The organism is Massilia sp. CFBP 13721, from assembly GCF_014842025.1.
Taxonomy (GTDB): domain Bacteria; phylum Pseudomonadota; class Gammaproteobacteria; order Burkholderiales; family Burkholderiaceae_D; genus Telluria.
This window is the reverse complement of sequence record NZ_JACYUY010000021.1, coordinates 20106-44927: the sequence shown is the minus strand read 5'-3', so window position 1 is coordinate 44927 and position 24822 is coordinate 20106. Positions and strand designations below refer to the sequence as shown.

Annotated in this window: 24 protein-coding genes; 6 read left to right on the top strand and 18 right to left on the bottom strand. The window is 64.2% G+C overall.

Features of this window, described 5'->3' with window-relative positions:
* Positions 1-157 precede the first annotated feature (157 nt).
* From IFT60_RS18795 to rpsP, 8 genes are all read right to left on the bottom strand, one after another.
* The gene (locus tag IFT60_RS18795) at positions 158-607 is read right to left on the bottom strand and encodes a CBS domain-containing protein (protein ID WP_192054383.1); all 450 of its coding nucleotides are present in this window, start codon (positions 605-607) and stop codon (positions 158-160) included.
* Between the two features lie 215 nt (positions 608-822).
* On the bottom strand, positions 823-1170 hold the full coding sequence (locus IFT60_RS18790; protein WP_192054381.1) for a DUF3579 domain-containing protein: 348 nt from the start codon (positions 1168-1170) through the stop codon (positions 823-825).
* A 116-nt stretch (positions 1171-1286) separates the two neighbouring features.
* A complete protein-coding gene (locus IFT60_RS18785; protein WP_192054379.1) occupies positions 1287-2246 on the bottom strand; it encodes a CobD/CbiB family protein in 960 nt (319 codons plus the stop codon).
* A 90-nt stretch (positions 2247-2336) separates the two neighbouring features.
* Positions 2337-3008: a CoA pyrophosphatase gene (locus tag IFT60_RS18780; protein ID WP_192054376.1), complete on the bottom strand. Its 672-nt coding sequence runs from the start codon at positions 3006-3008 to the stop codon at positions 2337-2339.
* 89 nt (positions 3009-3097) lie between these two features.
* On the bottom strand, positions 3098-3487 hold the full coding sequence (gene rplS, locus IFT60_RS18775; protein ID WP_192054374.1) for a 50S ribosomal protein L19: 390 nt from the start codon (positions 3485-3487) through the stop codon (positions 3098-3100).
* Between the two features lie 126 nt (positions 3488-3613).
* The gene (trmD, locus tag IFT60_RS18770; RefSeq protein ID WP_192054510.1) at positions 3614-4372 is read right to left on the bottom strand and encodes a tRNA (guanosine(37)-N1)-methyltransferase TrmD; all 759 of its coding nucleotides are present in this window, start codon (positions 4370-4372) and stop codon (positions 3614-3616) included.
* Positions 4373-4398: 26 nt separating this feature from the next.
* The gene (gene rimM, locus IFT60_RS18765; protein ID WP_192054372.1) at positions 4399-4974 is read right to left on the bottom strand and encodes a ribosome maturation factor RimM; all 576 of its coding nucleotides are present in this window, start codon (positions 4972-4974) and stop codon (positions 4399-4401) included.
* Positions 4975-4989: 15 nt separating this feature from the next.
* Positions 4990-5244 (bottom strand): 30S ribosomal protein S16, encoded by a 255-nt coding sequence (rpsP, locus tag IFT60_RS18760; protein WP_192054370.1) that lies wholly within the window; start codon positions 5242-5244, stop codon positions 4990-4992.
* A 276-nt stretch (positions 5245-5520) separates the two neighbouring features.
* Between rpsP and IFT60_RS18755 the strand changes: the two genes are divergently transcribed.
* The gene (locus IFT60_RS18755; protein WP_192054368.1) at positions 5521-5931 is read left to right on the top strand and encodes a TM2 domain-containing protein; all 411 of its coding nucleotides are present in this window, start codon (positions 5521-5523) and stop codon (positions 5929-5931) included.
* A 16-nt stretch (positions 5932-5947) separates the two neighbouring features.
* Here the strand turns inward: IFT60_RS18755 and IFT60_RS18750 are convergent, their stop codons facing one another.
* The 8 genes from IFT60_RS18750 to IFT60_RS18715 form a co-directional block, all read right to left on the bottom strand.
* Positions 5948-6613, bottom strand: a complete 666-nt coding sequence (locus IFT60_RS18750; protein WP_192054367.1) for a hypothetical protein — start codon at positions 6611-6613, stop codon at positions 5948-5950.
* A 239-nt stretch (positions 6614-6852) separates the two neighbouring features.
* Positions 6853-8643 (bottom strand): acyl-CoA dehydrogenase, encoded by a 1791-nt coding sequence (locus IFT60_RS18745; protein ID WP_192054365.1) that lies wholly within the window; start codon positions 8641-8643, stop codon positions 6853-6855.
* 184 nt (positions 8644-8827) lie between these two features.
* On the bottom strand, positions 8828-9760 hold the full coding sequence (locus tag IFT60_RS18740) for an electron transfer flavoprotein subunit alpha/FixB family protein (RefSeq protein WP_192054363.1): 933 nt from the start codon (positions 9758-9760) through the stop codon (positions 8828-8830).
* A gap of 12 nt (positions 9761-9772) precedes the next feature.
* The gene (locus IFT60_RS18735) at positions 9773-10522 is read right to left on the bottom strand and encodes an electron transfer flavoprotein subunit beta/FixA family protein (protein WP_192054361.1); all 750 of its coding nucleotides are present in this window, start codon (positions 10520-10522) and stop codon (positions 9773-9775) included.
* Between the two features lie 194 nt (positions 10523-10716).
* Positions 10717-10974 carry a sulfurtransferase TusA family protein gene (locus IFT60_RS18730; RefSeq protein WP_192054359.1) on the bottom strand — a complete coding sequence of 86 codons (258 nt, stop codon included), beginning with the start codon at positions 10972-10974 and terminating at the stop codon, positions 10717-10719.
* Positions 10975-11294: 320 nt separating this feature from the next.
* The gene (gene alaS / locus IFT60_RS18725) at positions 11295-13904 is read right to left on the bottom strand and encodes an alanine--tRNA ligase (RefSeq protein ID WP_192054357.1); all 2610 of its coding nucleotides are present in this window, start codon (positions 13902-13904) and stop codon (positions 11295-11297) included.
* 209 nt (positions 13905-14113) lie between these two features.
* Positions 14114-14884, bottom strand: coding sequence for a glycerophosphodiester phosphodiesterase (gene ugpQ / locus IFT60_RS18720; protein WP_192054355.1), 771 nt, complete (start codon positions 14882-14884; stop codon positions 14114-14116).
* Position 14885: 1 nt separating this feature from the next.
* Positions 14886-15224: a DUF1294 domain-containing protein gene (locus tag IFT60_RS18715; protein ID WP_192054353.1), complete on the bottom strand. Its 339-nt coding sequence runs from the start codon at positions 15222-15224 to the stop codon at positions 14886-14888.
* A gap of 144 nt (positions 15225-15368) precedes the next feature.
* On the opposite strand from IFT60_RS18715, the gene IFT60_RS18710 reads away from it, so the two are divergent.
* Both IFT60_RS18710 and IFT60_RS18705 read left to right on the top strand, forming a co-directional pair.
* Positions 15369-15899 carry a hypothetical protein gene (locus tag IFT60_RS18710; protein ID WP_229510979.1) on the top strand — a complete coding sequence of 177 codons (531 nt, stop codon included), beginning with the start codon at positions 15369-15371 and terminating at the stop codon, positions 15897-15899.
* A 33-nt stretch (positions 15900-15932) separates the two neighbouring features.
* Positions 15933-16379, top strand: coding sequence for a DUF3597 domain-containing protein (locus tag IFT60_RS18705; protein ID WP_192054351.1), 447 nt, complete (start codon positions 15933-15935; stop codon positions 16377-16379).
* A gap of 143 nt (positions 16380-16522) precedes the next feature.
* Here the strand turns inward: IFT60_RS18705 and IFT60_RS18700 are convergent, their stop codons facing one another.
* Together IFT60_RS18700 and trpS are read right to left on the bottom strand one after the other, a co-directional pair.
* Positions 16523-17572 (bottom strand): zinc ribbon domain-containing protein, encoded by a 1050-nt coding sequence (locus IFT60_RS18700; RefSeq protein ID WP_192054349.1) that lies wholly within the window; start codon positions 17570-17572, stop codon positions 16523-16525.
* Between the two features lie 450 nt (positions 17573-18022).
* Entirely contained in the window at positions 18023-19045 is a 1023-nt protein-coding gene (gene trpS / locus IFT60_RS18695) for a tryptophan--tRNA ligase (RefSeq protein WP_192054347.1), read from the bottom strand.
* 374 nt (positions 19046-19419) lie between these two features.
* On the opposite strand from trpS, the gene IFT60_RS18690 reads away from it, so the two are divergent.
* The 3 genes from IFT60_RS18690 to IFT60_RS18680 all read left to right on the top strand — a co-directional run bounded on the left by IFT60_RS18690 (position 19420) and on the right by IFT60_RS18680 (position 24797).
* On the top strand, positions 19420-21741 hold the full coding sequence (locus tag IFT60_RS18690) for an SDR family oxidoreductase (RefSeq protein WP_192054345.1): 2322 nt from the start codon (positions 19420-19422) through the stop codon (positions 21739-21741).
* Positions 21742-21851: 110 nt separating this feature from the next.
* A complete protein-coding gene (locus tag IFT60_RS18685) occupies positions 21852-22760 on the top strand; it encodes an MORN repeat-containing protein (RefSeq protein WP_192054343.1) in 909 nt (302 codons plus the stop codon).
* Positions 22761-23027: 267 nt separating this feature from the next.
* Positions 23028-24797 (top strand): cation:proton antiporter domain-containing protein, encoded by a 1770-nt coding sequence (locus IFT60_RS18680; protein WP_192054341.1) that lies wholly within the window; start codon positions 23028-23030, stop codon positions 24795-24797.
* The last annotated feature ends 25 nt before the right edge of the window (positions 24798-24822 follow it).

Sequence of the window (24822 nt, the reverse complement as noted above, 5' to 3'; positions counted from 1 at the left end):
CCGCTGCGCACTAATCTGGTGCGGAGCGGCGGGACAGCCTGTCCGGCTCTGATTTTAGAGCGCCTGAGAACATCCACAGGGCAAGGCGCGCCGTCGAAGACAGTACGCTAGTACGGCGAGACGGCGCAACGCCGCCATGTGGGTGTTATCAGGCGCTCTAGTGACGCGCCCTCTTCTCGTGTGCTTGCTGGCTGCCGCTGATGCGCGACAGGTCGCCCATCTCCTCGGCCAGGAATTCGAGCAAATCGTCGGCGCTGACGATGCCGGCCAGGCCGCCGTTGCGGTTCACCACCGGTACCCGGCGGATGCCGCGCAGGCGCATGTGCTCGATGGTCTGGTAGACGTCGTCTTCCTCGCCGCAGGTCAGCAGGTCGTCGGTCATGATGTCGCCGACCTGCAGGCTGGCCGGATCGAGGCCGAGCGCGACCACCGAGACGACGATGTCGCGGTCGGTGACGATGCCGACCGGGATGGCCTGGCCGTCGTCGCCGTCGACCACGACCAGGTCGCCCACGTGGTGCTTGCGCATCAGCAGCGCCGCGCCCTGCACGGTTTCGTCGCGGCCGCAGCTGATGGTCTGGATGGTGCAGATGTCGCTGATGTTCATGGTGGTCCCTGCCTGGTCATTGCTTGGGAAAGGCATGAACGCAATCGACACGTACGGGGTTGTAGGGTGGGCGCCCTGTGCCCACGCGGAATGTTGAGCAGCTCACGCGCGGGCTCGGGGCCTACCCTACGTGCACGCACAATGCGTCCCACCTGGACTTAACCTAATGCTGGAAGGTAGAAAGCGTTTGATCTAGCTCAAACGCTTCAAGGAACTCAGGTCTTTTGGTCGCCCGGCAATTCGACGAAGCAGGCATCGACCACTTGCAGGTCGTTGTCTTTAGCGAAATTAACCACGAAGTGATAGGCCAGCGGTTCGGCTTTCTTCAGCTTATTGTCGACAACGACAGCCTTGACGCCGTTCACCACGGTCGGGTGGACATAAGGGGAGAACTGCAGATGGGCGTTACGCCCGCCGCTGCCTTCGGGACGGAAGCAGGACATGACGCCGCACAGGCGCTCCGCCCAGTCGCTGGGGCGGAACTGCCTGCCATTGCTTGTGAGGCCCAGGATGAAGAATTCGCCGGCGGCGCCTTCTGTCCCGGTATGCGGTAACTCGGCCATAGTGCTGCTTTGAATGCTGCGTGGAGGAGACGACAGGTATTATATCTTATAGAAGACTTGGGCACGAGGCTTGTCTCGACAACTTTCGGGACGGGGCGTCCGAACGCGCTTTCGCGTCAACCCAACCAGGCCATGCTCGACAACAGTAAAAGAAGAATCATCCATAGTATCAGGGCGCGCCAGACAAGTCCCACCGTGCTTTGCAGTGCGCGCAGGCTCGGCTCTTCGCCGGGCAGGACGTCGGTGTCGGCATCGCTCAGGTCGACCATGGCGGCGTCGACCGGCAGCAGTTGCGGCGCGTTCTCGTTCGGGGTGCCCAGGCGCACGCCCATGGCGCCGCCGCCGGCGGCCAGGATGATGCCGCGCGACTCGTCCGCCCAGCGGTTGGCGAAATTGCGCCAGGCGTAGATGGCATCCTCGAAATTGCCGACCACGGCAAAGGCGATCGCGGTCAGGCGCACCGGGATCCAGTCGATCCAGTAAAAGGCTTTCGCGGCGAACTCGCCAAAGGCTTCGTTGCGCATGTGCTCGGGTTCGTTCCAGGCGCGCGCCAGGTATTCGGAGACGCGGTACAGCACCGCGCAGGCGGGTCCGCCCGGCATCAGGAACCAGAAAAACACGCCGAACACGCTGCGGTGGGTCGTGATCAGGGATTTCTCGACGGCGATGCGGGCAATCTCGGTCCCATCCATGCCGACCGTGTCGATGCGCGCCCACTCGGCCAGCAGCACGCGCGCCGTGGCTTCGTCGCCACTGTTCAGGGCCAGCTGGATCGCCGTGAAATAATGGCTGTAGTGGCGGAAACCCAGCGTCAGGTAGACGATGACGACGTTCCAGGCAAAGGCCAGGAACACCAGGCCATAGTATTGCAGCACCCAATAGATGAGCGCGACCGGCACGACCAGCACCGCCATCATCAGGAACCAGCCCATGCGGCCGTTCTTCGGCTCGCCGGCATTGAACCAGCCTTCGATCCGCATCGCCAGGCCCTTGATGCCGCCATAGACCTGGTTATCCGCGCGCAGCGGCTTGAGCTGCTCGATGATCAGTGCGCACAGGATGGAAAAAAATGTCATGCAAGTCCTTCTTTTGTTATGGCAATACCACGCTGCCCGCTACGATAGCGCAGGTCAAGGCCATAATCAAATCACGGCTTGTAAGATTTTTTATGCACGCAGGAAATGGAACAGGTTTCTTAACATCCCTGCCGTCGCGCCCCAGATAAAGAAACGTTCATACGGCATCGCATAAAAACTGCGCGTGCCCTTCCCTTCCGGCAGTTCGACCGACATGCGCTGGTGGTGCATGCCGTTCATCAGGAAAGCGAGCGGGACTTCGAAGATTTCAGCCACCTCGCCCGGGTCGGCGGTCAGCTCGAACGGCGGTTTGACCAGTGCCACGACCGGCGCGACGCGGTAGGCGCTGCCGGTGATGTAGTCGGGCAGCACGCCGACGATGGAGACGTGGCGCCGGTGCAGGCCGATTTCTTCTTCCGATTCGCGCAGCGCGGTTTCGATCGGCGACGAATCGAGCTCTTCGGCACGGCCGCCGGGAAAGGCGATCTGGCCGGCATGGCTCGACAGGTGGTCGGTGCGCAGGGTCAGCAGCACGCTCAGGCCGTCGGGACGCTCGACCAGCGGTATCAGCACGGCGGCGCGGCGCAATTTGAAACCCGGCGTGATCCAGGACTCGTCCGGCGTCTCCGGGGTCCAGGCCAGGCGCGAGCGGGCGAAGCGCGCGCGCAGGTGCTCCACCGTCAGGGAGGCGGGGTCGATGGCGGGCTCGCCGGCAATGGCGTCGACCGGCAGGCGGGATGGATCCAGGGGCACCTTCACCAAAACTTTCTCCTTGTTACAACGCTGTTACAACTGCGCCGATAAAGAAAAAGGCATCCCGGGGGATGCCTTTTCTCTCTCCACAGACGCGATTACTGAGCGGCTGGGGCTGCTGCTGCAACTTTACGCTGTGGCAGCTTTTCTTTGATACGTGCCGACTTGCCCGAACGCTCGCGCAGGTAGTACAGCTTGGCGCGACGGACGTCACCGCGGCGTTTCACTTCGATCGAAGCGATCAGCGGCGAGTACAGCTGGAACGTACGCTCGACACCTTCACCCGACGAGATCTTGCGAACGATGAAGTTCGAGTTCAGGCCGCGGTTGCGACGCGAAATAACGACGCCTTCGTATGCCTGGGCGCGCTTGCGGTTGCCTTCGACGACGTTGACGCTGACGATCACGGTGTCGCCTGGTGCGAAATCAGGAATGGCACGGCCGAGGCGCGCGATTTCTTCCTGTTCGAGTTGTTGAATCAGATTCATTCTTATGACTCCAAAAACCATCTTGCCGGCGCACTGTGACGCAAAAGCGTCGCCCGGTAGAGGATGGGGTTGAACGCAAAGGCAACATGCCCTTGTGTCTCGCACCAATGCGGTGCATTTTCCAGCTTACTCCGCAGGGCGGAGCGTCGCCAAAAACTTTTCGTCGGCCGTTGTCAGCTGGCCCGCTGCGCGCGCCTTGTCCAACAATTCCGGCCGTTTCTGCCATGTCGCTTCCAGCATGCGCTGGCGGCGCCATTTGGTAATCTCTGCGTGGTTGCCGCCCATCAGGACCGGCGGTACCGGCACGCCCTCGTACACGTCGGGGCGGGTGTAGTGCGGCGAGTCGAGCAGGCCGTTGACGAAACTGTCTTCGACCGCCGAGGCATCGTCGCCCAGTACACCAGGCAACAAGCGCACCACCGCATCCATCAAGGCCATCGCCGGCAATTCGCCGCCGGAGAGCACGAAGTCGCCGAGCGAAATTTCCTCGTCGACTACGCGGTCCAGCAGGCGCTGGTCGACCGCTTCGTAGCGGCCGCACAGGATGACCAGGCCCGGCTCATCCTTCAGCGCCATGACGCGTTCGTGCGTCAAGGGTGTGCCTTGCGGCGACATGAACACCACGCGCGGCGGCGGCAAGCCGCGCTCGACCTGGCGCGCCTTGGCCGCGGCGATCGTCGCCTCGAGCGGCCGGGCCAGCATCACCATCCCGGGGCCGCCGCCATACGGGCGGTCATCCACGGTGCGGTGGCGGTCCGTCGTGAAATCGCGCGGATTCCACAAGCTCAAGCCCCAGCGTTCCTGCTCGAAGGCGCGGCGGGTGACACCCGACTGCGTCAATGCGGCAAACATCTCGGGAAACAAGCTCACGACGTCAAACTGCATCATGACCTCGCTTCAAACAGACCGGGTTAATAATCCAGGCCCCAGTCCAAAGTAATCTTTTTCGACTTCACGTCGACGTGCTTGACGAACTGGTCCACAAACGGAACGAGGCGCTCTGGCGCCTTTTCACTGCTTTCCGGATCGGCGACGGGCTCAGAAACGGGCAAAATTCGCAGGATCGATTGCGGACCGTTGCTCATCATGTCGATGACTTTACCGAGGGCTTCGCCTTCGAGGTTCACGACATCCATGCCGATCAGGTCGGACCAGTAATACTCGTCTTCTTCAAGCGCGGGAAACTCGGCGCGCGATACGTGCACGGCGGCGCCCTTGAGCGCCTCCGCGGCATCGCGGCCAGCCATCCCGACCAGGGTGGCGACCACGTCGCCACCATGCATCTTCACGGTCCGCACGGTGACGGAGCGCAGGCTCGGCTTGTCGAGCCACCAGGTTTTCACGTTCAGCAGCGCATCGGCATCCGTCGAGAACGGCGTAACGCGGATGGCGCCGGCGATGCCATAGGCACCGGCCACATACCCGACCTGGGTCAGGTCGTCAGGGGCTTGCGCCCCGCTTGCAACTGCGGCAACTGAGTCGGCCAAACCTGGTACCTTGCTTTAGGCTGCTGCGACTGGCGTCTGCTGAGCGACCAGGCGAGCGACGGTTGGCGACAGTTGTGCGCCAACGCCTTGCCAGTAGGCCAGACGGTCAGCGGTGATGCGCAGGCCAACTTCGGCGCCCGAAGCCATCGGGTTGTAGAAACCGATGCGCTCGATGAAACGGCCATCGCGACGGTTGCGCGAATCGGTTGCAACGATGTTGAAGAACGGGCGCTTCTTGGCGCCTCCACGAGCTAAACGAATAACGACCATAATAATTCCAAAAAGTTGTGCTGGACGGAGAAAGCCGACGATTATAGCGCGCAATGCCGGGTACCAGCAAGCGTTAATAAGAGGGGCGCGCAGTCCCGGCTGAATCGGGCATTATCCGCTATTTTTGACGCGACGGCTACCTGCCCCTCTCCCAGCCTCCCGGGCTCACCTGCCGATACATTGCATTTACATAAAAGTTAATGCCTTTGTCACGTTTATGGACGATACTCTGCCTTTTCGTGTAACACATCCGTTCATCTTTTCAACTGCAACTGCATGGCACACAAAAAAAAGACGCTGGCCACCGCGCTGGCGCTCGTCCTGGGGACGCTGGGCGCGCACCGCTTTTACCTGCATGGCGGCGTCGACCGCATCGGCCTGCTGCACATCAGCAGCCTGCCGATCGCCGGCATCATTTATAGCAACGCCAATGGCCTGCATTCCTTCTATGCGCTGCTGCCGCTGCTGGTCTCGGCCATCGCCGCCTGCATCGGCGCCCTGGTCATCGGCCTCACGCCCGACGACCAATGGGATGCCCGCTTCAATGCCGCGTCAGGTACGGCGACGCGCTCGACCTGGGTGCTGGCCGTGCTGCTGGTGAGCACCCTGCTGGTCGGCGCGACGCTGCTGATCGCCACCATCGCGCGCCTGTTCGACCTGCTGTACACGGGCGGCGCCTACGGCTGAGCAGGCTGCGCCGCGCTCACAACCCGGCCGGCCACCGGTATTTCGGCAACACGGCCGGCGCGGCGCCGCTGACGATCACGATTTCGCGGTGCGGCACCAGTTCCAGCGCAGCCGGATCGCCGGTATAGCGCGTCAATTTTTCATTCTCGACCAGGTAGAAACGCACCGGTCCCGCCAGGCCAGCCGTGCCATTCGCGCCCAGCGGCTGGCCCCAGAGCGCAAAGAGCTGGGCCAGGGTGAATTTCTTGGCGACATCCGCTTCCATGTGCACCATGCCCATCACGTCGTGGGTATGCAATTCATAGGTGCAGCCGCTGCGGCCGAGGTTGTCGGGCAAGCCGAGCCGCGTGCCTTCCTTGTAGATCGATACCAGCGAGTGTTGATGGTAGGTGATCGTGCCGGTGCAGGCGACGCCGCCGACCGGCACCCGGCCGGCAGGCGCGGTCCAGGCGCCCCATCCGGGCGCATTGCCGCTGGTGGCCGCGACAAGGTCGGTGAAGGTAGTGGCGAGCGTCGGCTCGGGTGCAGGCGGCGGACTCGGCTGGACCGGGTCGGGGTTGGTCTGCACCGGTGGCCGGTCGGAACCACCGCCACCGCCGCAAGCGGCCAGCACGGTCAGGGAAGCGATAGCGAGCGCCGGCAGGCGGATGATCCGGGTAAGCGTGGTAGGTAAATTTTTCATTGTGAGCTCCAGGTATGGATGGGTGAAACGACTTTACGGACTCGGCCGTCGTGTTTCGTTTAACCTGGATCAAGCTCAGCAAAATGGCGACGTTGTGCCATCACGCAATGGTGGGCAGGCTAAGTGGGAAGGAATTGCTTGTTCGGCGATACAAAGGGTGCATCCGCGTGGGCAGAGCCCACCCTACAAAAGCAAAAAAAGCGGCCCGCAGGCCGCTTTCGATCGTCAGACGACGCCGATCAGAACTGATCGACCTCCAGCGCCAGCACACCGGCGCTGCCCTCGACGATGGCCGCACGCAGGCCGCCCGCGCCGGACAGGATGTGGTCGGCGAAGAAGCGCGCGGTGGCGATCTTCGCGCGCAGGAACGCAGCGTCACCCTCGCCCGCAGCCAGTTTCTGCTGCGCGACCAGGGCCGCGCGCGCCATCTGCCAGCCGCCCAGCACGATGCCGGCCAGCTTCAGGTACAGCACGGAACCGGCGAACACGCCCTTGATGTCCGACTTGACGTTGGCGACGACGAAGTCGACGACCTCTTCCATTGCCGCGGAACCCAGTTCCAGCTGGCGGCGGATCGCGGCAAGGTCGGCGCCCTGCACTTCGCCCAGCGCCGCCTCGGTCTCGCGCACTTGTGCGATGATTGACTTCGCCACTGCGCCGCCGTCGCGCACGGTCTTGCGGCCGACCAGGTCGTTGGCCTGGATCGCGGTCGTGCCTTCGTAGATCGTCAGGATCTTGGCGTCGCGGTAGTGCTGCGCGGCGCCCGTCTCTTCGATGAAGCCCATGCCGCCATGCACCTGCACGCCGTCGCGCGCGACGTGTTCGCTCATCTCGGTCGACCAGCCCTTGATCACCGGGACCAGGTATTCGTAGACGGCGAGGTTGGCTTTACGGGTCGCTTCGTCCGCGTGATAGTGGGCGACGTCCGAGATACCGGCGCCGACGTAGGCCAGCGCACGGGCGGCCTCGGTCTGGGCGCGCATCGACATCAGCATGCGGCGCACGTCCGGGTGGTTGATGATGGCGACCGGACCGGTGGAACCCGCCAGGTCGCGCGACTGCACGCGCTCTTTCGCGAAAGCGACGGCTTGCTGGTAGGCGCGTTCGGCCAGGCCGATGCCCTGCATGCCGACGCCAAAGCGGGCCGCGTTCATCATGATGAACATGTATTCGAGGCCGCGGTTTTCTTCGCCGACCAGGGTGCCAATGGCGCCGCCGTTGTCGCCGAACTGCAGCACCGCGGTCGGGCTGGCCTTGATGCCGAGCTTGTGCTCGATCGAGACGCAGTGGGCGTCGTTGCGCGCGCCCGGGGTGCCATCCTCGTTGATCATGAACTTCGGCACGATGAACAGCGAGATACCCTTCACGCCCGGCGGCGCGTCCGGCGTACGCGCCAGCACCAGGTGGATGATGTTCTCGGCCATGTCGTGCTCGCCGTAGGTGATGTAGATCTTGGTGCCGAAAATTTTATAGGTGCCATCGCCCTGCGGCACGGCGCGCGTGCGCACGGCGGCCAGATCGGAACCGGCCTGCGGCTCGGTCAGGTTCATGGTGCCGGTCCACTTGCCGGAGATGAGCGGCTCAAGGTACAGGGCTTTCTGCGCGTCGGAACCAGCCGTCAGCAACGCTTCGATGGCGCCGTCGGTCAGCAGTGCGACCAGCGCGAACGAGATCGATGCGGCATTGAGCATCTCGGTGCACGGCGTGGCGACCAGCTTCGGCAAGCCCTGGCCGCCGAATTCGGTCGGGTGCTGCACGCCCTGCCAGCCCGATTCGCCAAAGGCCTGGAAGGCGACCTTGAAGCCGGCGGCGGTCGTGACCTGGCCGTCGTGCCAGAAGCTCGGCTCCTTGTCGCTCGGCTGGTTCAGCGGCGCGATGACTTCGCCGCAGAATTTCGCGTTCTCTTCGAGTACAGCTTCCACGGTGTCGCTTGTAGCGTCTTCGCAGCCTGGCAGCTGGCTCACCTGCTGCAAGCCGGCCAGTTCGTTCAGGACGAACAGCATGTCTTTGATCGGGGCTTGGTAGCTCACGATATCTCCTCAGATTTTGGATGTGAAACAGGCCACGATAGCCGGGCGTGATGCCCGGACCAGCGTGGCCTGTGTTTTTGTAGGGTGGGCTCTGCCCACGCGGTGATACGCGGCAGCAAGATCGTCGAGCACGAGATCGGAGCCGGTACGTATCACCGCGTGGGCGGAGCCCACCCTACGTAGATCAGCCGAGTTCCTGGACCAGGGCTGGGATAACCTCAAACAAGTCGCCTACGAGGCCGTAATCCGCCACCGAGAAGATCGGCGCTTCCGGATCCTTGTTGATGGCGACGATCGTCTTCGAATCCTTCATGCCGGCCAGGTGCTGGATCGCGCCCGAGATGCCCACCGCAATGTACAGGGTTGGCGCGACGATCTTGCCGGTCTGGCCGACCTGCCAGTCGTTCGGCACGTAGCCGGCGTCGACCGCGGCGCGCGAGGCGCCCATGGCGGCGCCGAGCTTGTCGGCCAGCGGTTCGAGCAGCTTGAAGTTGTCGCCCGAGCCCATGCCGCGGCCGCCGGAGACGATGATCTTGGCGGCGGTCAGTTCCGGACGGTCCGACTTGGCCAGCTCGCGGCCGACGAAGGCCGACTTGCCGAAGTCCGCTGCAGCTGCAATCGATTCGACGGCGGCAGAACCACCGGTGCTTGCTGCTGCATCGAAGCCGGTGCCGCGCACGGTGATGACCTTCACCGCATCCGTCGACTGCACGGTGGCGATCGCGTTACCGGCGTAGATCGGGCGCTCGAAGGTGTCCGGGGAGTCGACCTTGGTGATTTCCGAGATTTGCGCCACGTCCAGCTTGGCGGCCACGCGCGGCAGGATGTTCTTGCCGTAGGCGGTGGCCGGGGCCAGGATGTGCGAATAAGAACCGGCGACGGCCAGGATCTGCTCGGCCACGTTTTCGGCCAGGCCGTCGGCGAAGTACGGCGCGTCGGCGACCAGCACTTTGGAGACGCCGGCGATCTGCGCGGCGGCTTCGGCGGCGGCGCCGCAGTTCGATCCGGCGACCAGCACGTGCACCTCGCCGCCACATTGGGCAGCGGCGGTCACGGTGTGGTGAGTTGCGCCCTTGAGGGAGCCATTGTCGTGTTCAGCGATGACGAGTGCGACCATGATGTTTCCTTATTAGATGACTTTGGCTTCGGTGCGCAGCTTGGCGACCAGCGTGGCGACGTCCGGCACCATGATGCCTGCCGAGCGCTTGGCCGGCTCGACGACCTTCAGGGTTTTCAGGCGCGGAGTCACGTCGACGCCGATGTCGGCCGGCTTGATCGTTTCCAGCGGCTTCTTCTTGGCCTTCATGATGTTCGGCAGCGTGACGTAGCGCGGCTCGTTCAGGCGCAGGTCGGTGGTGACGATGGCCGGCAGGTTCAGGGCCACGGTCTCGAGGCCGCCGTCGACTTCACGGGTCACGGTGACCTTGCCGTCTTCCAGCACGACTTTCGAAGCAAAGGTGGCTTGCGGCCAGCCCAAGAGGGCTGCCAGCATCTGGCCGGTCTGGTTCGAATCGTCGTCGATCGCCTGCTTGCCGAGGATGATCAGCTGCGGCTGTTCCTTGTCGGCCAGCGCCTTCATGATCTTGGCCACGGCCAGCGGTTCGGTGTCGCCCGCGGTTTCCACCAGGATGCCGCGGTCGGCGCCGATGGCCATGCCGGTGCGCAGGGTTTCCTGGCACTGCGGCACACCGATCGAAACCGCCACCACTTCGGTGACCTTGCCGGCTTCCTTCAAACGGGTCGCTTCCTCGAGCGCGATTTCGTCGAACGGGTTCATCGACATCTTGACGTTGGCGATATCCACGCCGCTGCCGTCGGACTTGACGCGGACCTTGACGTTATAGTCGACCACGCGTTTGACGGGTACCAGGACTTTCATAGGTGTGCCTTTGAAAAATTGAAGAGGTAGACTTCGCTAAAGTGGTGCAGATTATAAGAGAAAAACTGCTGCAGAACTAAATTAAAGCACGATCGTGCGATTTTTGGCTAGAGGGATGCTTCCAAAAACGTGCGCTCGGGTACAAAAGGGAACTGGCGGGGCAGCATGCGCCCCGCCGGCGATCTGGAAAGCGCTTACTTGCGGCGCATCAGGAAGACAAACTCGCCATTGCTGTGCGAGTGGTGCAGCAGCGCGTTGCCGGTCTGCTTGGCGAACGCCTGGAAGTCGCGGACGGAACCGGTGTCCGTGGCCGTGATGCGCAGCACCTCGCCGGAAGCCAGCTCGGCCAGCGCCTTCTTGGCTTTGAGGATCGGCAGCGGGCAGTTCAGGCCGCGCGCATCCAGATCCTTCTGGAATTGAATCGTGTCAGTGTCGAGAATGGTGTCGCTCATCGCATGCCTGCTTAGGTGGTGATACTGGATTTGGAGTCTACTCCAATTTCTGGATTATGACGCGCCGCACCAAAATAGTCACGAAATGTTGCGTGGTTGCACCGGGATGGATGACGTGGGGGAAAGATTACCGGGAAATGCAGCGGGTTTGCGCACCGTTTTGATGCGTTGAAGCGGGATGCGAGCGGTTTCCTACGCATATGGGTAGGGTGGACGGGTTTCCCGTCCACGCGTTCAACCAGTGATATAACAGCCGTAGCAGGTGCTCCACCGTGCGCCGAACGCGTGGACGGCGGAGCCGTCCACCCTACAGCGAACGATTACGCGCGCTCGCCCACCCAGCCGGCCACGCCGGCCAGCGCCGCCGGCAAGCCCGACGGATCGGTACCGCCCGCCTGCGCCATGTCCGGACGGCCGCCGCCCTTGCCGCCGACCTGCTGGGCGACGAAGTTGACCAGCTCGCCGGCTTTGACTTTACCGGTCGCGTCCTTGGTCACGCCCGCGATCAGGCTGACTTTGCCCTCGAGCACGCTCGCCAGCACGATCGCGGCCGTGCCCAGCTTGTCCTTGAGCTTGTCCATGGTCTCGCGCAGGCTCGTCACATCGGCGCCTTCCATCGTCGCGGCCAGCACCTTGATGCCGTTGACGTCGACTGCCTGGTTCACCAGTTCGTCGCCCTGCCCCGCCGCCAGCTTCGACTTCAATGCGGCGACTTCCTTTTCCAGCACCTTGACCTGATCCTGCACCTGGGCGATGCGCGACGGCAGTTCGTCCGGGCCGGTCTTCAGCGCCGAGGCAGCGGCCAGCAGGCCCGCGTTCGTTTGCTGCACCCAGGCCAGCGCGCCCTCGCCCGTCACCGCTTCGATGCGGCGGATGCCGGCGGCGACGCCGCCTTCCGACACGATCTTGAACAGGCCGATGTCGCCGGTGCGGGTCACGTGGACGCCGCCGCACAGCTCTTTCGAGGAGCCGATGTCGAGCACGCGCACTTCGTCGCCGTACTTCTCGCCGAACAGCGCCATCGCGCCATGCTTGACGGCGTCGTCGAAGGACATGTTCTGCGCCTGGGTCGCGTGGTTTTCGAGGATCTCGCGATTCACGATCATTTCGACCTGGGCAATCTGCTCCTGGGTCACCGGTGCGTTGTGGCTGAAGTCGAAACGGGTTTTATCGGGATCGACCAGCGAGCCTTTCTGCTGGACGTGGCTGCCAAGGACTTCCTTCAGCGCCTTGTGCATCAGGTGCGTCGCCGAGTGGTTGCGGATGGTGCGCGCACGCTTGGCCTGGTCGACTTGCGCGTCGACGGTGTCGCCGACCTTCAGCGAACCCGAACGCAGCACGCCGTGGTGACCGAAGACTTCGGCCTGGATTTTCAGCGTATCTTCCACTTCGAACTCGCCACCGGTAGCGCGGATGGCGCCATGGTCGCCCACCTGGCCACCCGACTCGGCGTAGAACGGCGTCGTGTCGAGCACGACGATGCCTTCCTGGCCAGCTTTCAATTCCTGCACCGAGACGCCTTCGGCATACAGCGCCAGCACGTGGGTGTTGTGCACCAGCGATTCGTAGCCGACGAACTTGGTCTTCTCGCCCGCGTACTCCACCTTGGCCGCCATCCTGAACTTGCCGGCAGCGCGCGCGGTTTTCTTCTGCTGTTCCATGGCGGCGGTGAAGCCGGCTTCGTCGAGCGTCACGCCGCGTTCGCGGCAGATGTCGGCGGTCAGGTCGAGCGGGAAGCCGTAGGTGTCGTACAGGGTAAAGGCGGTGGCGCCGTCGAGGTTCTTGGCATCCTTGGCCAACTGCGCTTCCAGGATCTTCATGCCGTTTTCCAGCGTCTCGCCGAAACGTTCTTCCTCGGCCTTCAGCACCTGGGCGACGCGCTCTTTCGCGTCCAGCAGTTCCGGATACGCCGTGCCCATCTCGATGTTCAGGTCTTCGACCAGCTTGAAGAAGAACGGACGGGTCTGGCCCAGCTTGTGGCCGTGGCGCAGCGCGCGGCGGATGATGCGGCGCAGGACGTAGCCGTGGCCTTCGCTGCTCGGGATGATGCCGTCGACGATCATGAACGACGCCGCGCGGATGTGGTCGGCGATCACCTTCAGCGAATTGTTGTTCAGGTCAGTGGCGCCGGTTTCGCGCGCGGCTGCCTTGATCAGTGCCTGGAACAGGTCGATCTCGTAGTTGCTGTGCACGTGTTGCAGCACGGCGGCCAGGCGCTCCATGCCCATGCCGGTGTCGATCGACGGCTTCGGCAGCGGGGTCAACACGCCTGATTCGTCGCGGTTGAACTGCATGAACACCAGGTTCCAGATCTCGATGAAACGGTCGCCGTCTTCTTCCGGCGAGCCTGGAGGGCCGCCCCAGATGTCGGCGCCGTGGTCGTAGAACACTTCGGTGCACGGGCCGCATGGGCCGGTGTCGGCCATCTGCCAGAAGTTGTCCGAGGCGTAGCGCGCACCCTTGTTGTCGCCGATGCGGATGATGCGCTCTTTCGGTACGCCGATCTCGTTGGCCCAGATGTCGTAGGCTTCGTCGTCTTCGAAGTAGACGGTGACGGTCAGCTTTTCGGCGGGCAGCATGTAGACTTTGGTCAGCAGCTCCCAGCAATAGTTGATAGCGTCGCGCTTGAAGTAATCGCCGAAGCTGAAGTTACCCAGCATCTCGAAGAAGGTGTGGTGGCGCGCGGTGTAGCCGACGTTTTCCAGGTCGTTGTGCTTGCCGCCGGCGCGCACGCAGCGCTGCACCGAGGTCGCGCGCGAATACGGGCGCGAATCGAGGCCGAGGAACACGTCCTTGAACTGCACCATTCCGCTGTTGGTCAACAACATGGTCGGATCGTTGCCCGGCACGAGGGGGCTGGACCGTACGATCGTATGGCCCTTGGACTCAAAGAACTTGAGGAACTTTTCGCGAATTTCGGAAGATTTCATGTTGGTGGGGGCGGAAGGAGCGCAGTGCGGTAGATAAAGCAAGGATTATAGCGTAGGGAAGTCAATAGGAAGATGGCATCGCAAGTTGAAAAACCCGCGGTTGCATTCGTAGGGTGGACGGGTCTCCCGTCCACGCGTCAATCCCCGCAAGATCAGCTGCGCGATATTTCTTCCGCTGGCTGAACGCGTGGACGGCAAAGCCGTCCACCCTACGCGAAATATGGGCCGATCAGGTCGATACGATCGGTACAGAAGGCATCGACGCCCCACGCCAGCAACTCGCGCGCTCGCGCCGGACCATTGACCGTATAGCAAAACAACCCATACCCTGCCGTGCGCACCTCCTGCGCCAGCTGCGGCGTCAGGTGCCGGTGATTGGTATGGATCGCCACCGCCTCGACCGCCTGCGCGCGCCGTTCCCAGTCGGGCGGCAATTCACTCATCAGGCAGGCGCGCGGCACCTGGGGCGCGACTTCGCGCGCGGCCTCGAGTGCCAGCATGCTGAACGAGGACAGCAGCGGTACCCGGTCCATCTCGCCGGCCGCGATCTCGTCGGCAAACAGCGCGGCGGCGATGCGCGCCACGGTGCCGCCGGTCTCGATGTCGTACTCGGGCGCCGGCTTGATCTCCATGTTCATCCACACGCCATGCGCCTTGCAGAACCCGGCGAATTCGACGAACAACGGCACCGGTTCGCCCTCGTGTTCGCGCGCGAACCAGCCGCCGGCGTCGAGCAGCGCCAGTTCGGCCGCGTCGTAGTCGAACACGTTGCCGGAACCGGCCACGGTGCGTCCCAGATAGGGGTCATGCATCACCACCGGTACGCCGTCGCGCGCCAGCATGATGTCGTATTCGATGGCGCGGTAGCCGCATCTTAATCCCTCGCGCAGTCCGGCCAGCGTGTTTTCCGGCGCCAGCGTGCCGCCGCCGCGGTGGGCCAGCACGCGCGGATAGGGCCAGGCACCGGGCAGGTTTGCCATCTCAGTGCCCCAGCCGCGACGACAGCCAGACGAAGCCGGCGACGTTGGCCACCACGGTGCACCAGAACAGTTGCCGGAACGAGCGTTTCACCGTTTTATGGCGCAGCCATTGCTGGGCCAGTAGCGCGCCCGGCCAGCCGCCGACCAGCCCCAGCAGCAGTAAGCTGCGCTCGGGCGTACGCCAGTTGCCGTTGCGCGCGGCCGACTTGTCGAGCGCGTAGGCGACGAAGCAGGTGGCGCTGCTCATCAGGTAGGCGCCGCCGACCAGCCAGGGCAGGTCCCAGGCGAGCATGGCGGCTGCATAGATGGCGGCAAACAGGAAAATGGGCAGATACGGCATCCGGTCAGCTTAGCGCCGCATGCGTGAAATTGCTAGTCGGCACCGATACGGCGGTTTTATATCAACAGCGTTCGATACCGTACCGAAGCCGCCGAACTCCTGCCCTACCCTCGATCTCTGTTGTCATTCATGCAGGAGAACGTCATGTCTTTCGATTTAGGAAATTTGTTGCAGCAATACTTGGGTAACGCCGCCGGCGCGACGCCGGCGCAGGCGCCGGACGATTTCGAACGCGCCGCACAGAATGCCCCGCGCGAATCCGTGGCCCAGGGCGTGACCCAGGCGCTGCGTTCGGACCAGACGCCGCCCTTCCCCCAAATGCTGGCCCAGATGTTCGGCAACAGCAATCCCGACCAGCGTGCAGGCATGCTGAACCAGCTGATTGCCAGCGCTGGCCCGGCCGTGATCAGCGCCCTCCAAAGTGGCGCGCTGGGTGGCGTGCTGGGCAACCTGCTCGGCGGCGGCGCCAACGCGCGCGTCACGCCGGAACAGGCTTCGCAGGTCTCGCCGGAGCAGGTCAAGGAAATCGCCGAAAAAGCGGAACAACAGAATCCAAGCATTGTCGACCGTATGGGCGACTTTTATGCCGAGCACCCGACGGCGGTCAAGGCGCTTGGCGCCGCGGCGCTCGCTATCGCACTCGGCCACATGGCGCAGGGCATCCAGCGTCGCTGAACCACCTTCCCCCAACAACAAAAGGAGCACCACATGGGCATTCTGAGCAATATCTTCAATAAAATCTTCCCGAACTCGCCTTCGGCCAAGGAAGCGCAGGCCAAAGCGCAGGCGCAAAATGCACCGGCCGCACCGCGTCCAACGGCGCCGGCCGCCCCGACGGCTGCACCTGCGCCGGCTCCTGCTGCCGCACCTGCTGCGCCCGCCCCGGTGGCGATGGACCAGGTCGACGTCGAAGCTATCCTCAACAGCAAGCTGCAGGCATCGGGCCAGCAACTGAACTGGCGCACCTCGATCGTCGACCTGCTGAAACTGCTCGACCTCGACAGCAGCCTGCAGTCGCGCAAGGAACTGGCGGCCGAGCTGCACTACACCGGCGACACGTCGGATTCGGCCAAGATGAACATCTGGCTGCATCGCCAAGTGATGAACAAGCTGGCCGCCAATGGCGGTAAAGTGCCGGCCGACCTGAAAGACTGAGTGGGGGTACCTCGATAAACCTACTGCGCGTCGGAGCGCCGACCTGCGATGCTCGCTGTACAACCGTACAGCTGCGCTTCTCGGCCAGCGCTCCTTCCGCTCGCTACGGTTTCTCGAGGTCCCGTTACTCTACGTCTATTCCTCTAATCCGGCAAACTTGTGTTCGCCGCGGTTCCGCACGCAAAGCAGAACCGCCCGAACGCGTTCTTGCGCGTCGCGCAGCCGCCGCAGCGGTTGAACAGGCCGATGCCGCAATGGGGGCAATAATCGGTGGCGCCATCCTTGAGGTCGACCTGGCGTTCGCAACCCGGGCACACGCCCTTCCCCAACCGCACCAGCACCGTGTCGTAGCTGAGCGTCTGGCGACGCTGCGCGTCCGGCAGCGCTTCGGCCGCTTTCTGCCGCGCCAGGTAGCGCTGCAGCGCGGCGATCGCATAGCGCCCCGCCACCACGGTCACGATGATCCCGACGATGTAGCGCACATAGCCGCCATAGCTGGGCAGGTAGGGCACCAGCTCGAAGAAAAAGGCGAACAGGGCAAAAAAGATGAAACCCCAGGCGAATGGCCAGGACGCTCCCTGGCGCTTGTGCTTGAACAGCCAGCCGGCTGCGACCAGCAGGGGCAGGGTCAATGCCAGGCGGTAGCCGAACACGCGCAGTTCCTGCGCTGCGCTGGCCTGGTCGCGCTTGACCTGCGCGGGCAACTCGAGGTCGGCACGGCGCCGCGCCGCGCGTTCGGCCTGCTGGGCGGCGTCGAGCATCGCTTGGCGCTGCGTTTCGACGGCGGCCAGCGCGCGCCGCTCGTCCGCTTCGAGGGCATCGAGCGCCTTCGTGCGGGCGATGAGTTCCGGGTCCTGGTCGGGACGCGCGGTGACGCTGCGCGTGGCCAGCCAGTTGTCGAAGGTGGCGCGCGCCGAGCGGGTGTTCGACCTGGCCACCGCGTGCTTTTCGGCTGCCTGTTCGTGCTGCGCGCGCGCGGCGGTCTGGCGCTTGTCCGCCCCCTCTTCCTCGGCGCGCACGGCCGCCAGCTGCGCCGGGTCGATGAACTGTTCCAGCGTCGGCGGCGCTTCGACATCGGCCATGTTTTCGACCAGTTGCCCACCCAGGCCGATCAGAAAACTGGCGAACGCGAATGCCACCAGCCACAGGGCGCGGTGCAGCCACTTTTCGGTCAACCGCAATCCTTTGCTCATGATTCATTTCCTCTCGAATAAATGAACGGCGATGTTCAGCCGGGATGGAGCTTGTCATGGCTCAAGGCGGGATGCCAAGCGTATGCTTTGGAGGGAGCGTGGAATGATACCGGCGGTGGCGTCGGGTGATCTGACGAACCGTCGTTAGCAGGACGTAGAGGATGTGAAAAAAAGTCAGGGCAAGGCGCCGAGTCGAAGACAGTACGAGTGTACGGCGAGACGAGGCAACGCAGCCATGGCGATTTTTTCACATCCTCGTAGGGTGGGCGGCTACACCCGGAAGCGGGCACCGATGCGACTTTTGCGCCGCCCACGCGTTCAACCAGCGGCCGCATAGTCGCACCGCGGTTTGCGAACGTGCGTTGAGCGCGTGGGCGGAAAATCCGCCCACCTTACCGGTCTGCGCAGCCGGTTCGACGAAGACACGTCATGCGCAGTACGACGAAAAAATCAGAAGTACGACAGCCCCAGCGCACGACGCACTTCGTCCACCGTACCAGCCGCCACTTCGCGCGCTTTCATCGTGCCTTCCTTGAGCATCTGCAGCACCTGCCCCTTGTCCTGCGCGAACTCTTCGCGGCGGGCGCGGATCGGCGCCAGCATGTCTTGCAGCACGCTGTCGAGGCGCTTCTTGACGATGCTGTCGCCCAGGCCGCCGCGCGTGTAGTGCGCCTTCATTTCTTCCAGCGCGACCTTGTCGGTGTCGAAGGCGTCCAGGTAGAGGAAGGCGACGTTGCCTTCGACGTGGCCCGGGTCCGAGACCTTCAGGTGCAGCGGATCGGTGTAGACCTGCTTGACGGCGGCGCGGATCTGGTCGGGGCTGTCGCCCAGGTTGATGGTGTTACCCAGCGACTTGCTCATTTTCGCCTTGCCGTCGATGCCGGGCAGGCGGCCGATTTCCGGTACCAGCGCCTTGCACTCGACCAGGATGTCCTTGCTGACCAGGCGGTTGAAGCGGCGCACGATCTCGTTGCACTGCTCAATCATCGGGATCTGGTCTTCGCCCACCGGCACCAGGGTCGCCTTGAAGGCGCTGATGTCGGAAGCCTGGCTGACCGGGTAGGTCAGGAAGCCGGCCGGGATGTCGCGCTCGAAGTTGCGCAGTGCAATTTCCGTCTTGACGGTCGGGTTGCGCTCCAAACGGGCGACAGTCACGAGATTAAGATAATAGAATGTCAACTCGGCCAGTTCCGGGACCTGGGACTGGATGAAGATCGTCGAGCGCGTCGGATCGATCCCGACCGCGAGGTAATCGAGCGCCACCTCGACCACGTTCCGGTGTACCTTGCCGGTGTCATCCATGTTGTCGGTCAGCGCCTGGGCGTCGGCGAGCATGATGAACTGGCTGTATTCGTGTTGATACGCAACGCGGTTGCGCAGGCTGCCCACGAAGTGGCCGAGGTGCAAAGGGCCGGTCGGGCGGTCGCCGGTCAGGATGACGGGGGCTGGAGCGGTGGTAACAGGGGAATTCATCGGTTTTCCTTGTATGTGCCCCGATATCCGCCGCGCCAAAAAAAACGCCGCCTGAATCGAGGCGGCGTTCATGTGAGTCACATCTTCTCGTCTGGGCCGCGCGTCGTCAGCGGCGCCACCAGGTGCAAAGCGAGAAATGTGGATTGATAAATTTCATGGATGGCATGTTTGCAGGTTGACGGCGCGCTGTCAACCGGAAGTCGAGCCGAACGCGACAGGGGGAAGCGTTACCGGCGAACATGAAAGTATGCCGAGGCGCTTGTCCTTGTTAGCGAGCAACGGCAGATCCAAAACGGTCGATTAGTCCGAACTTTATGTTTTCGGTGACCGTCTAAAAGTATTTTGTTGTAAAAATTCTAACAAGTGGTGAAATCATGAATAACACGAGCCTGAACAGCCAACCCCGCCCACTCGAACTTTGGGGCGGCCTTGAATGCACTGTCAACCGTGTGCAAGACCAATACTTCAGCCAGTTAGAGCGCAATGGCCATGCCCTGCGCAACTGCGATATCGGACGCTTTGCCGCGACCGGCATCCGCGCCATCCGCTACCCCGTCCTGTGGGAGCGTACCGCACCCGACGGCATCGACAAGGCCGACTGGTCCTGGCCCGACGAACGCTTGCCCGCCCTGCGCGAGGCCGGCATCACCCCGATCGCCGGCCTGATCCACCACGGCAGCGGCCCGCGCGACACCAGCCTGCTCGACCCCGCCTTCCCCGAACGCCTGGCCGAGTATGCCGGCGCCGTCGCCGCCCGCTACCCATGGCTGGAGTACTACACCCCGGTCAACGAACCCTGCACCACCGCCCGCTTTGCCGGCCTGTATGGCGTCTGGTACCCGCATGCGCGCGACGATAAAAGTTTCATCCAGGCCTTGCTGATCCAGTGCAAGGCCGTGGTGCTGTGCATGCGCGAGATCCGCAAGGTCAATCCGAATGCCAAGCTGGTGCAGACCGACGACCTCGGCAAGACCTACAGCACGCCGGAACTGGCCAAAGTGGCCGAGTTCTACAACGAACGCCGCTGGCTGGCCTGGGACCTGCTGTGCGGCACCGTAGGCCCGGAACACAAGCTGTGGAAATATCTCACCGGCACCGGCGTCGACTTGGCCGACCTGCTCTGGTTCCGCGACAATACCTGCCCGCCGGATGTGATCGGCGTCAATTACTACGTCACCAGCGAGCGCTGGCTCGACCACCGTCCGGAGCGCTACCCGCAGCACCACCGCGGCGTCGCCGACGGTATTCCCTGCGCCGACATCGAAGCCTCGCGCGCGCTGGCGACGCCAACGGCCGGCATCGGCCCCCTGCTCACCGAAACCTGGGACCGCTACCGCCTGCCGATCGCCATCACCGAAGCCCACATCGACGCCAACCGCGAAGACCAGTTGCGCTGGCTGCTCGAGATCTGGCAAGCGGCGCAAGCGGCGCGCACGAATGGCGTCGACCTGCGCGCCGTCACGGTCTGGTCACTGCTCGGCTCCTTCGACTGGAACAGCCTGGTCACGCAAAACCGCGGCTACTACGAACCGGGCCCGTTCGACGTGCGCTCGCCCATGCCGCGCCCGACCGCGCTGGCCGCCATGATGCGCGAACTGTCGAGCGGCAAGCCGCTGTCGCACCCGGTCCTGCATGGTCCGGGCTGGTGGCGCCGTCCGGGCCGCTTCCTGTGCACGCCGGTCGCCACGCCGGCGGCGTTGACATCGATCGCCGCCGACGGCCAGCGCCTGATCGGACGCAACCCTGCCCCGATCCTGATCACCGGCGCCACCGGCACCCTGGGCCGTGCTTTCGCGCGCATCTGCCAGAAGCGCCACATCGCCTATAAACTGCTGTCGCGCCACGACATGGACATCGCCGACCCGGCCTCGGTCGAGCGCGCGCTGGCCCACCATCAACCCTGGGCCGTGATCAACACCAGCGGCTACGTGCGCGTGGACGATGCCGAAGCCGACGTCGAGCGCTGCATGCGCGACAACGCCGCCGGCGCCGCCACCCTGGCCGCGGCCTGCGCCCGCCATGGCGTGCACCTGACCACCTTCTCGAGCGACCTGGTCTTCGACGGCCGCAAGGAAGCGCCCTACGTCGAGAGCGATCCGCTCACGCCGCTCAACGTGTATGGCCGCAGCAAGGCCGAATCCGAGCAGGCCGTGCTGGCTGCCCACCCGGGCGCCCTGGTCGTGCGCACCAGCGCCTTCTTCGGCCCTTGGGACAAGCACAACTTCGTGACGCTCGCGCTGAACGCACTCGAACGCGGCGAGGCCTTCGTCGCCGCCGACGACATGACCGTCTCGCCGACCTATGTGCCGGACCTGGTGCATACCTGCCTGGATCTGGCCATCGACCGCGAAGCCGGTGTCTGGCACCTGAACAACGTCGGTTCCGTCACCTGGTACGAACTGGCACGGATGGCGGCGGACAAGGCCGGCATCCCGGCCGGCACCCTGGTGGCGCAGTCCTCCAGCGCCCTGGCGCTGCCGGCCGCGCGCCCCCGCTACAGCGTGCTGCACAGCGAACGCGCGATGCTGCTGCCGAAGCTGGAGAATGCGCTCGAGCGCTACCTCGAACTGCGCGGCGTCGACGATCCGGAGTACGAGGAACTGGTGAAAACTGCCGAATCGCGTCAGCCCGTGGCAAGCGGACATCGCCAGCAGGAAGAAACGCCGGCCGAGGCCTTTCAGATGCAGAGTTCCTGACCCTGCTCAAATTGCAAGGATGCAACTCCCCCATGCTGAACAATGATTGTTGACGATCAGTTAGCAATTCGTTGAAAATCAATGTCAGCAAAATAATAGGGAGTTCATCCGTGCAAGCTGCCGCCTTTCTCGTTGCCCTCGGCCTGGCCCTGGGCTGCTCCCTCGGCGTTCATGCCCAGGAATTGAAGCCGGGAGTGGGCGAGGTCAAGCTCGCACTGCCCGGCGGCGGCATCTACGTCGGCACGGTCACCGGGGGCGTCCCCGACGGCAAGGGCTATTTCAAGGATGCCGACGGCATGCAGTACGAGGGCGAGGTGCGCATGGGGAAACGTACCGGCGTGGCCCAGGCCCTGTTCCCGGATGGCAACCGCTACCAGGGCGAGTGGAAGGATGGCGAACCGGACGGCAACGGCACCATGCACTACCTGCTCGGCGGCGCGTACGAAGGACGCTGGCGCGAGGGCATGCGCGACGGCAGCGGCATCATGACCTTTGCCGGCAGCGGACGCCGCGCCCAGGTCGGCTTCCTGGACGGCAAGCGGATCGACGTCGCGCCGCCTCCCCGCGTACAAGAGCCGCCAAAGGAGACGTACGCGCTACGCGACGCCAACGCGCCGGTCGGGTCGCGCATGGCGCGCAAGATCAGCACCTCGGCGCTTCCGCTGAACGCCGGATGGGAAAAATTGACGTCGGCGCAGCAGCGTATCGTCCGTGACCGCTACCCGGCGCTGGATGAGGCAGACGAACCGCCCTACCCGGTGAAGGGACCGCAGTCTTTCTACGCCAGGATGGCCGAACTGGCCGGCAAGTACCAGATCAACGAGGATGTGCGCGTCTACGTACTGGTTGGCGCCGACGGCAAGGTGGCGTCGGTCACCTCGATCGGCCTCGAGGATCCGGAGGCCAGGCGCCTGGCCGGGGTACTCGCCGGGCTGGTGAACTACAAGCCGGCGCGCTGCGGCGGCCAGCCTTGCCAGATGATGGTTCCGTTCCATCTGAGCCTGAGCGTAGAATACTAAGCACCTGTTCCAGTAGCCCGGCGTCGCTGCGAGCGCGCCTGGCAAGCGGGTGCTGCGTTGCGCGTCGGCGCATTGGAAAATTCGTGGCCGGCCATGCGCCCGGTGGCGAAGTGGACGTTCGTGTCCGGATCGAGCAGCACCCGCCCGGCCGGCACGGCCGGCACGTGAACCGCTTCGCCAGCGACGAATCCTTCTGGATGGTCCGCCTGTGGATGTAAGCGGCCCGTTATAAAATCGATCACTCCGTCAACGCCAAGGCCGCCATCCGTGCAAGAGCAACACGCTTTCCCGTTTTTCCGGGAGATCATCCTATTCCTGATCCTCGCCGGCATCCTCATCCCGCTTCTTCAGCGCCTGCGCATCAACCAGGTGCTGGGCTTCCTGGCGGTGGGCGCGCTGGCCGGCCCTTTTGGACTCGGGCTGCACGCGGCTGAGTTTCCCTGGCTCGCCTGGCTGACCTTCCCCAGCGGGCCCGGAGTCTCGATGCTGGCCGAGATCGGCGTGCTGTTCCTGATGTTCATGATCGGACTCGAGCTCTCGGCTGCACGCCTGTGGGCGATGCGCGCCTGGGTGTTCGGCGCCGGTACGCTGCAGGTGCTGGCCAGCGCCCTGCTGATCGGCGGCACCGTCATGCTGCTGGGGCAGCCGTTCGCCACCGCCGCCATCCTCGGCCTGGTGCTGTCGCTGTCGTCGACCGCGGTCGTGATGCAGCTGATGAGCGAGCAAAACAGCACCGGCAGCCGCCTCGGCCAGGCGGCCTTCGCGGTCCTGATGCTGCAGGACCTGGCCGTGGTGCCGATCCTGGTCGTCCTCGGCGTGCTGGCGCGCGGCAGCGGCGACGGCGCCGCCACGCTGGCGTTGGTCACGCTGGCCAAGGCGGGCGGCGCCATCGCGCTCATCTACCTGGTCGGGCGGCGCGTGATCCACCCGCTGTTCAAGGCCTTCGCGCGCCACCGCCAGCCGGACGTGTTCATGGCGCTGATCCTGCTCAGTACCTTCGGCATCGCCGGCCTGTCCGCCGCGGCCGGCCTGTCGATGGCGCTGGGCGCATTGGTCGCCGGCCTACTGCTGGCCGAGACCGAGTTCCGCCACGAAGTCGAGCTGATGGTCGAGCCGTTCAAGGGCCTGCTCATGGGCCTGTTCTTCATGACGGTCGGGATGAGCATGGATACGCGCCAGATCCTCGAGGCGCCGCTGTGGCTGGCGGCGGTCGTCTGCGGCCTGGTATTGACCAAGGCGCTGGTAGTGACACTGCTGTTTCGCGCCGGCCGCCTGCCCTGGGGCCGCGCAGCCGAGGGCGGGCTGCTGCTGGCCCAGGGCGGCGAATTCGCCTTCATCGTGCTCGGCTATGCGGTGAGCGCGAAACTGCTCGATCCCGGCCTGGGCGCGCGCGTGATGCTGGCGGTCGGCCTGTCGATGTTCATCACGCCGCTGCTGGCGCGTCTGGGACGCGCGATCGGCGACGGCGACGAACGCGCGCTCAGTGAGCGTAAGGCGGAGCACGACGCCGCTGCGCTGGCGGGCGCGCGCGGCCAGATCATCATCGCCGGCTTCGGGCGCGTCGGCCAGCAACTGGCCAAGCTGCTCTCCGCACAGAACATCCCCTTCATCGCCTTCGAGAACAATGCCACGCTGGTGTCGAAATTGCACGCGCAGGGCGTCCCGGTCTACTTCGGCAACGCAGCGCGCCCGGAACTGCTGCGCCTCGTGAATGCGGAAGAAGCGCCGGCGATCGTGCTGACCATGGACAATCCGGCCGCATCGCTGCAGGCCGTGCGCGGCATCCGCCGCGACTTCGCCGAGGTGCCGCTGTTCGTGCGCTCGCGCGACGAACGCCACGCGCGTTCGCTCAAGCGTGCCGGCGCGACGGTGGTGGTGCCGGAGACGCTGGAAGCGAGCCTGCAGCTGTCCGCCTTTGTGCTCGAATCGATGGGACTCGACGAGCGCACCGTGGACAGCATCGTCGACCGCGAGCGCGACCTGTTCGCCGAGCAGTTGAACGATGCCGGCTTGCGCGAGCCGGGGTCGCGCAGCTAGCCGAACGCCGAACGCAGCCGGCTAT

Excerpts from the sequence above, each read along its gene's own strand:
- trpS (WP_192054347.1), bottom strand. The coding sequence starts at position 19,045 with ATGAATTCCCCTGTTACCACCGCTCCAGCCCCCGTCATCCTGACCGGC.
- rplS (WP_192054374.1), bottom strand. The coding sequence starts at position 3,487 with ATGAATCTGATTCAACAACTCGAACAGGAAGAAATCGCGCGCCTCGGC.
- IFT60_RS18705 (WP_192054351.1), top strand. The coding sequence starts at position 15,933 with ATGGGCATTCTGAGCAATATCTTCAATAAAATCTTCCCGAACTCGCCT.
- IFT60_RS18730 (WP_192054359.1), bottom strand. The coding sequence starts at position 10,974 with ATGAGCGACACCATTCTCGACACTGACACGATTCAATTCCAGAAGGAT.
- ugpQ (WP_192054355.1), bottom strand. The coding sequence starts at position 14,884 with ATGGCAAACCTGCCCGGTGCCTGGCCCTATCCGCGCGTGCTGGCCCAC.
- IFT60_RS18735 (WP_192054361.1), bottom strand. The coding sequence starts at position 10,522 with ATGAAAGTCCTGGTACCCGTCAAACGCGTGGTCGACTATAACGTCAAG.
- alaS (WP_192054357.1), bottom strand. The coding sequence starts at position 13,904 with ATGAAATCTTCCGAAATTCGCGAAAAGTTCCTCAAGTTCTTTGAGTCC.
- IFT60_RS18740 (WP_192054363.1), bottom strand. The coding sequence starts at position 9,760 with ATGGTCGCACTCGTCATCGCTGAACACGACAATGGCTCCCTCAAGGGC.
- IFT60_RS18715 (WP_192054353.1), bottom strand. The coding sequence starts at position 15,224 with ATGCCGTATCTGCCCATTTTCCTGTTTGCCGCCATCTATGCAGCCGCC.
- IFT60_RS18700 (WP_192054349.1), bottom strand. The coding sequence starts at position 17,572 with ATGAGCAAAGGATTGCGGTTGACCGAAAAGTGGCTGCACCGCGCCCTG.
- IFT60_RS18795 (WP_192054383.1), bottom strand. The coding sequence starts at position 607 with ATGAACATCAGCGACATCTGCACCATCCAGACCATCAGCTGCGGCCGC.
- IFT60_RS18790 (WP_192054381.1), bottom strand. The coding sequence starts at position 1,170 with ATGGCCGAGTTACCGCATACCGGGACAGAAGGCGCCGCCGGCGAATTC.
- IFT60_RS18785 (WP_192054379.1), bottom strand. The coding sequence starts at position 2,246 with ATGACATTTTTTTCCATCCTGTGCGCACTGATCATCGAGCAGCTCAAG.
- IFT60_RS18710 (WP_229510979.1), top strand. The coding sequence starts at position 15,369 with ATGTCTTTCGATTTAGGAAATTTGTTGCAGCAATACTTGGGTAACGCC.
- IFT60_RS18690 (WP_192054345.1), top strand. The coding sequence starts at position 19,420 with ATGAATAACACGAGCCTGAACAGCCAACCCCGCCCACTCGAACTTTGG.
- rpsP (WP_192054370.1), bottom strand. The coding sequence starts at position 5,244 with ATGGTCGTTATTCGTTTAGCTCGTGGAGGCGCCAAGAAGCGCCCGTTC.
- IFT60_RS18750 (WP_192054367.1), bottom strand. The coding sequence starts at position 6,613 with ATGAAAAATTTACCTACCACGCTTACCCGGATCATCCGCCTGCCGGCG.
- trmD (WP_192054510.1), bottom strand. The coding sequence starts at position 4,372 with ATGCAGTTTGACGTCGTGAGCTTGTTTCCCGAGATGTTTGCCGCATTG.
- IFT60_RS18755 (WP_192054368.1), top strand. The coding sequence starts at position 5,521 with ATGGCACACAAAAAAAAGACGCTGGCCACCGCGCTGGCGCTCGTCCTG.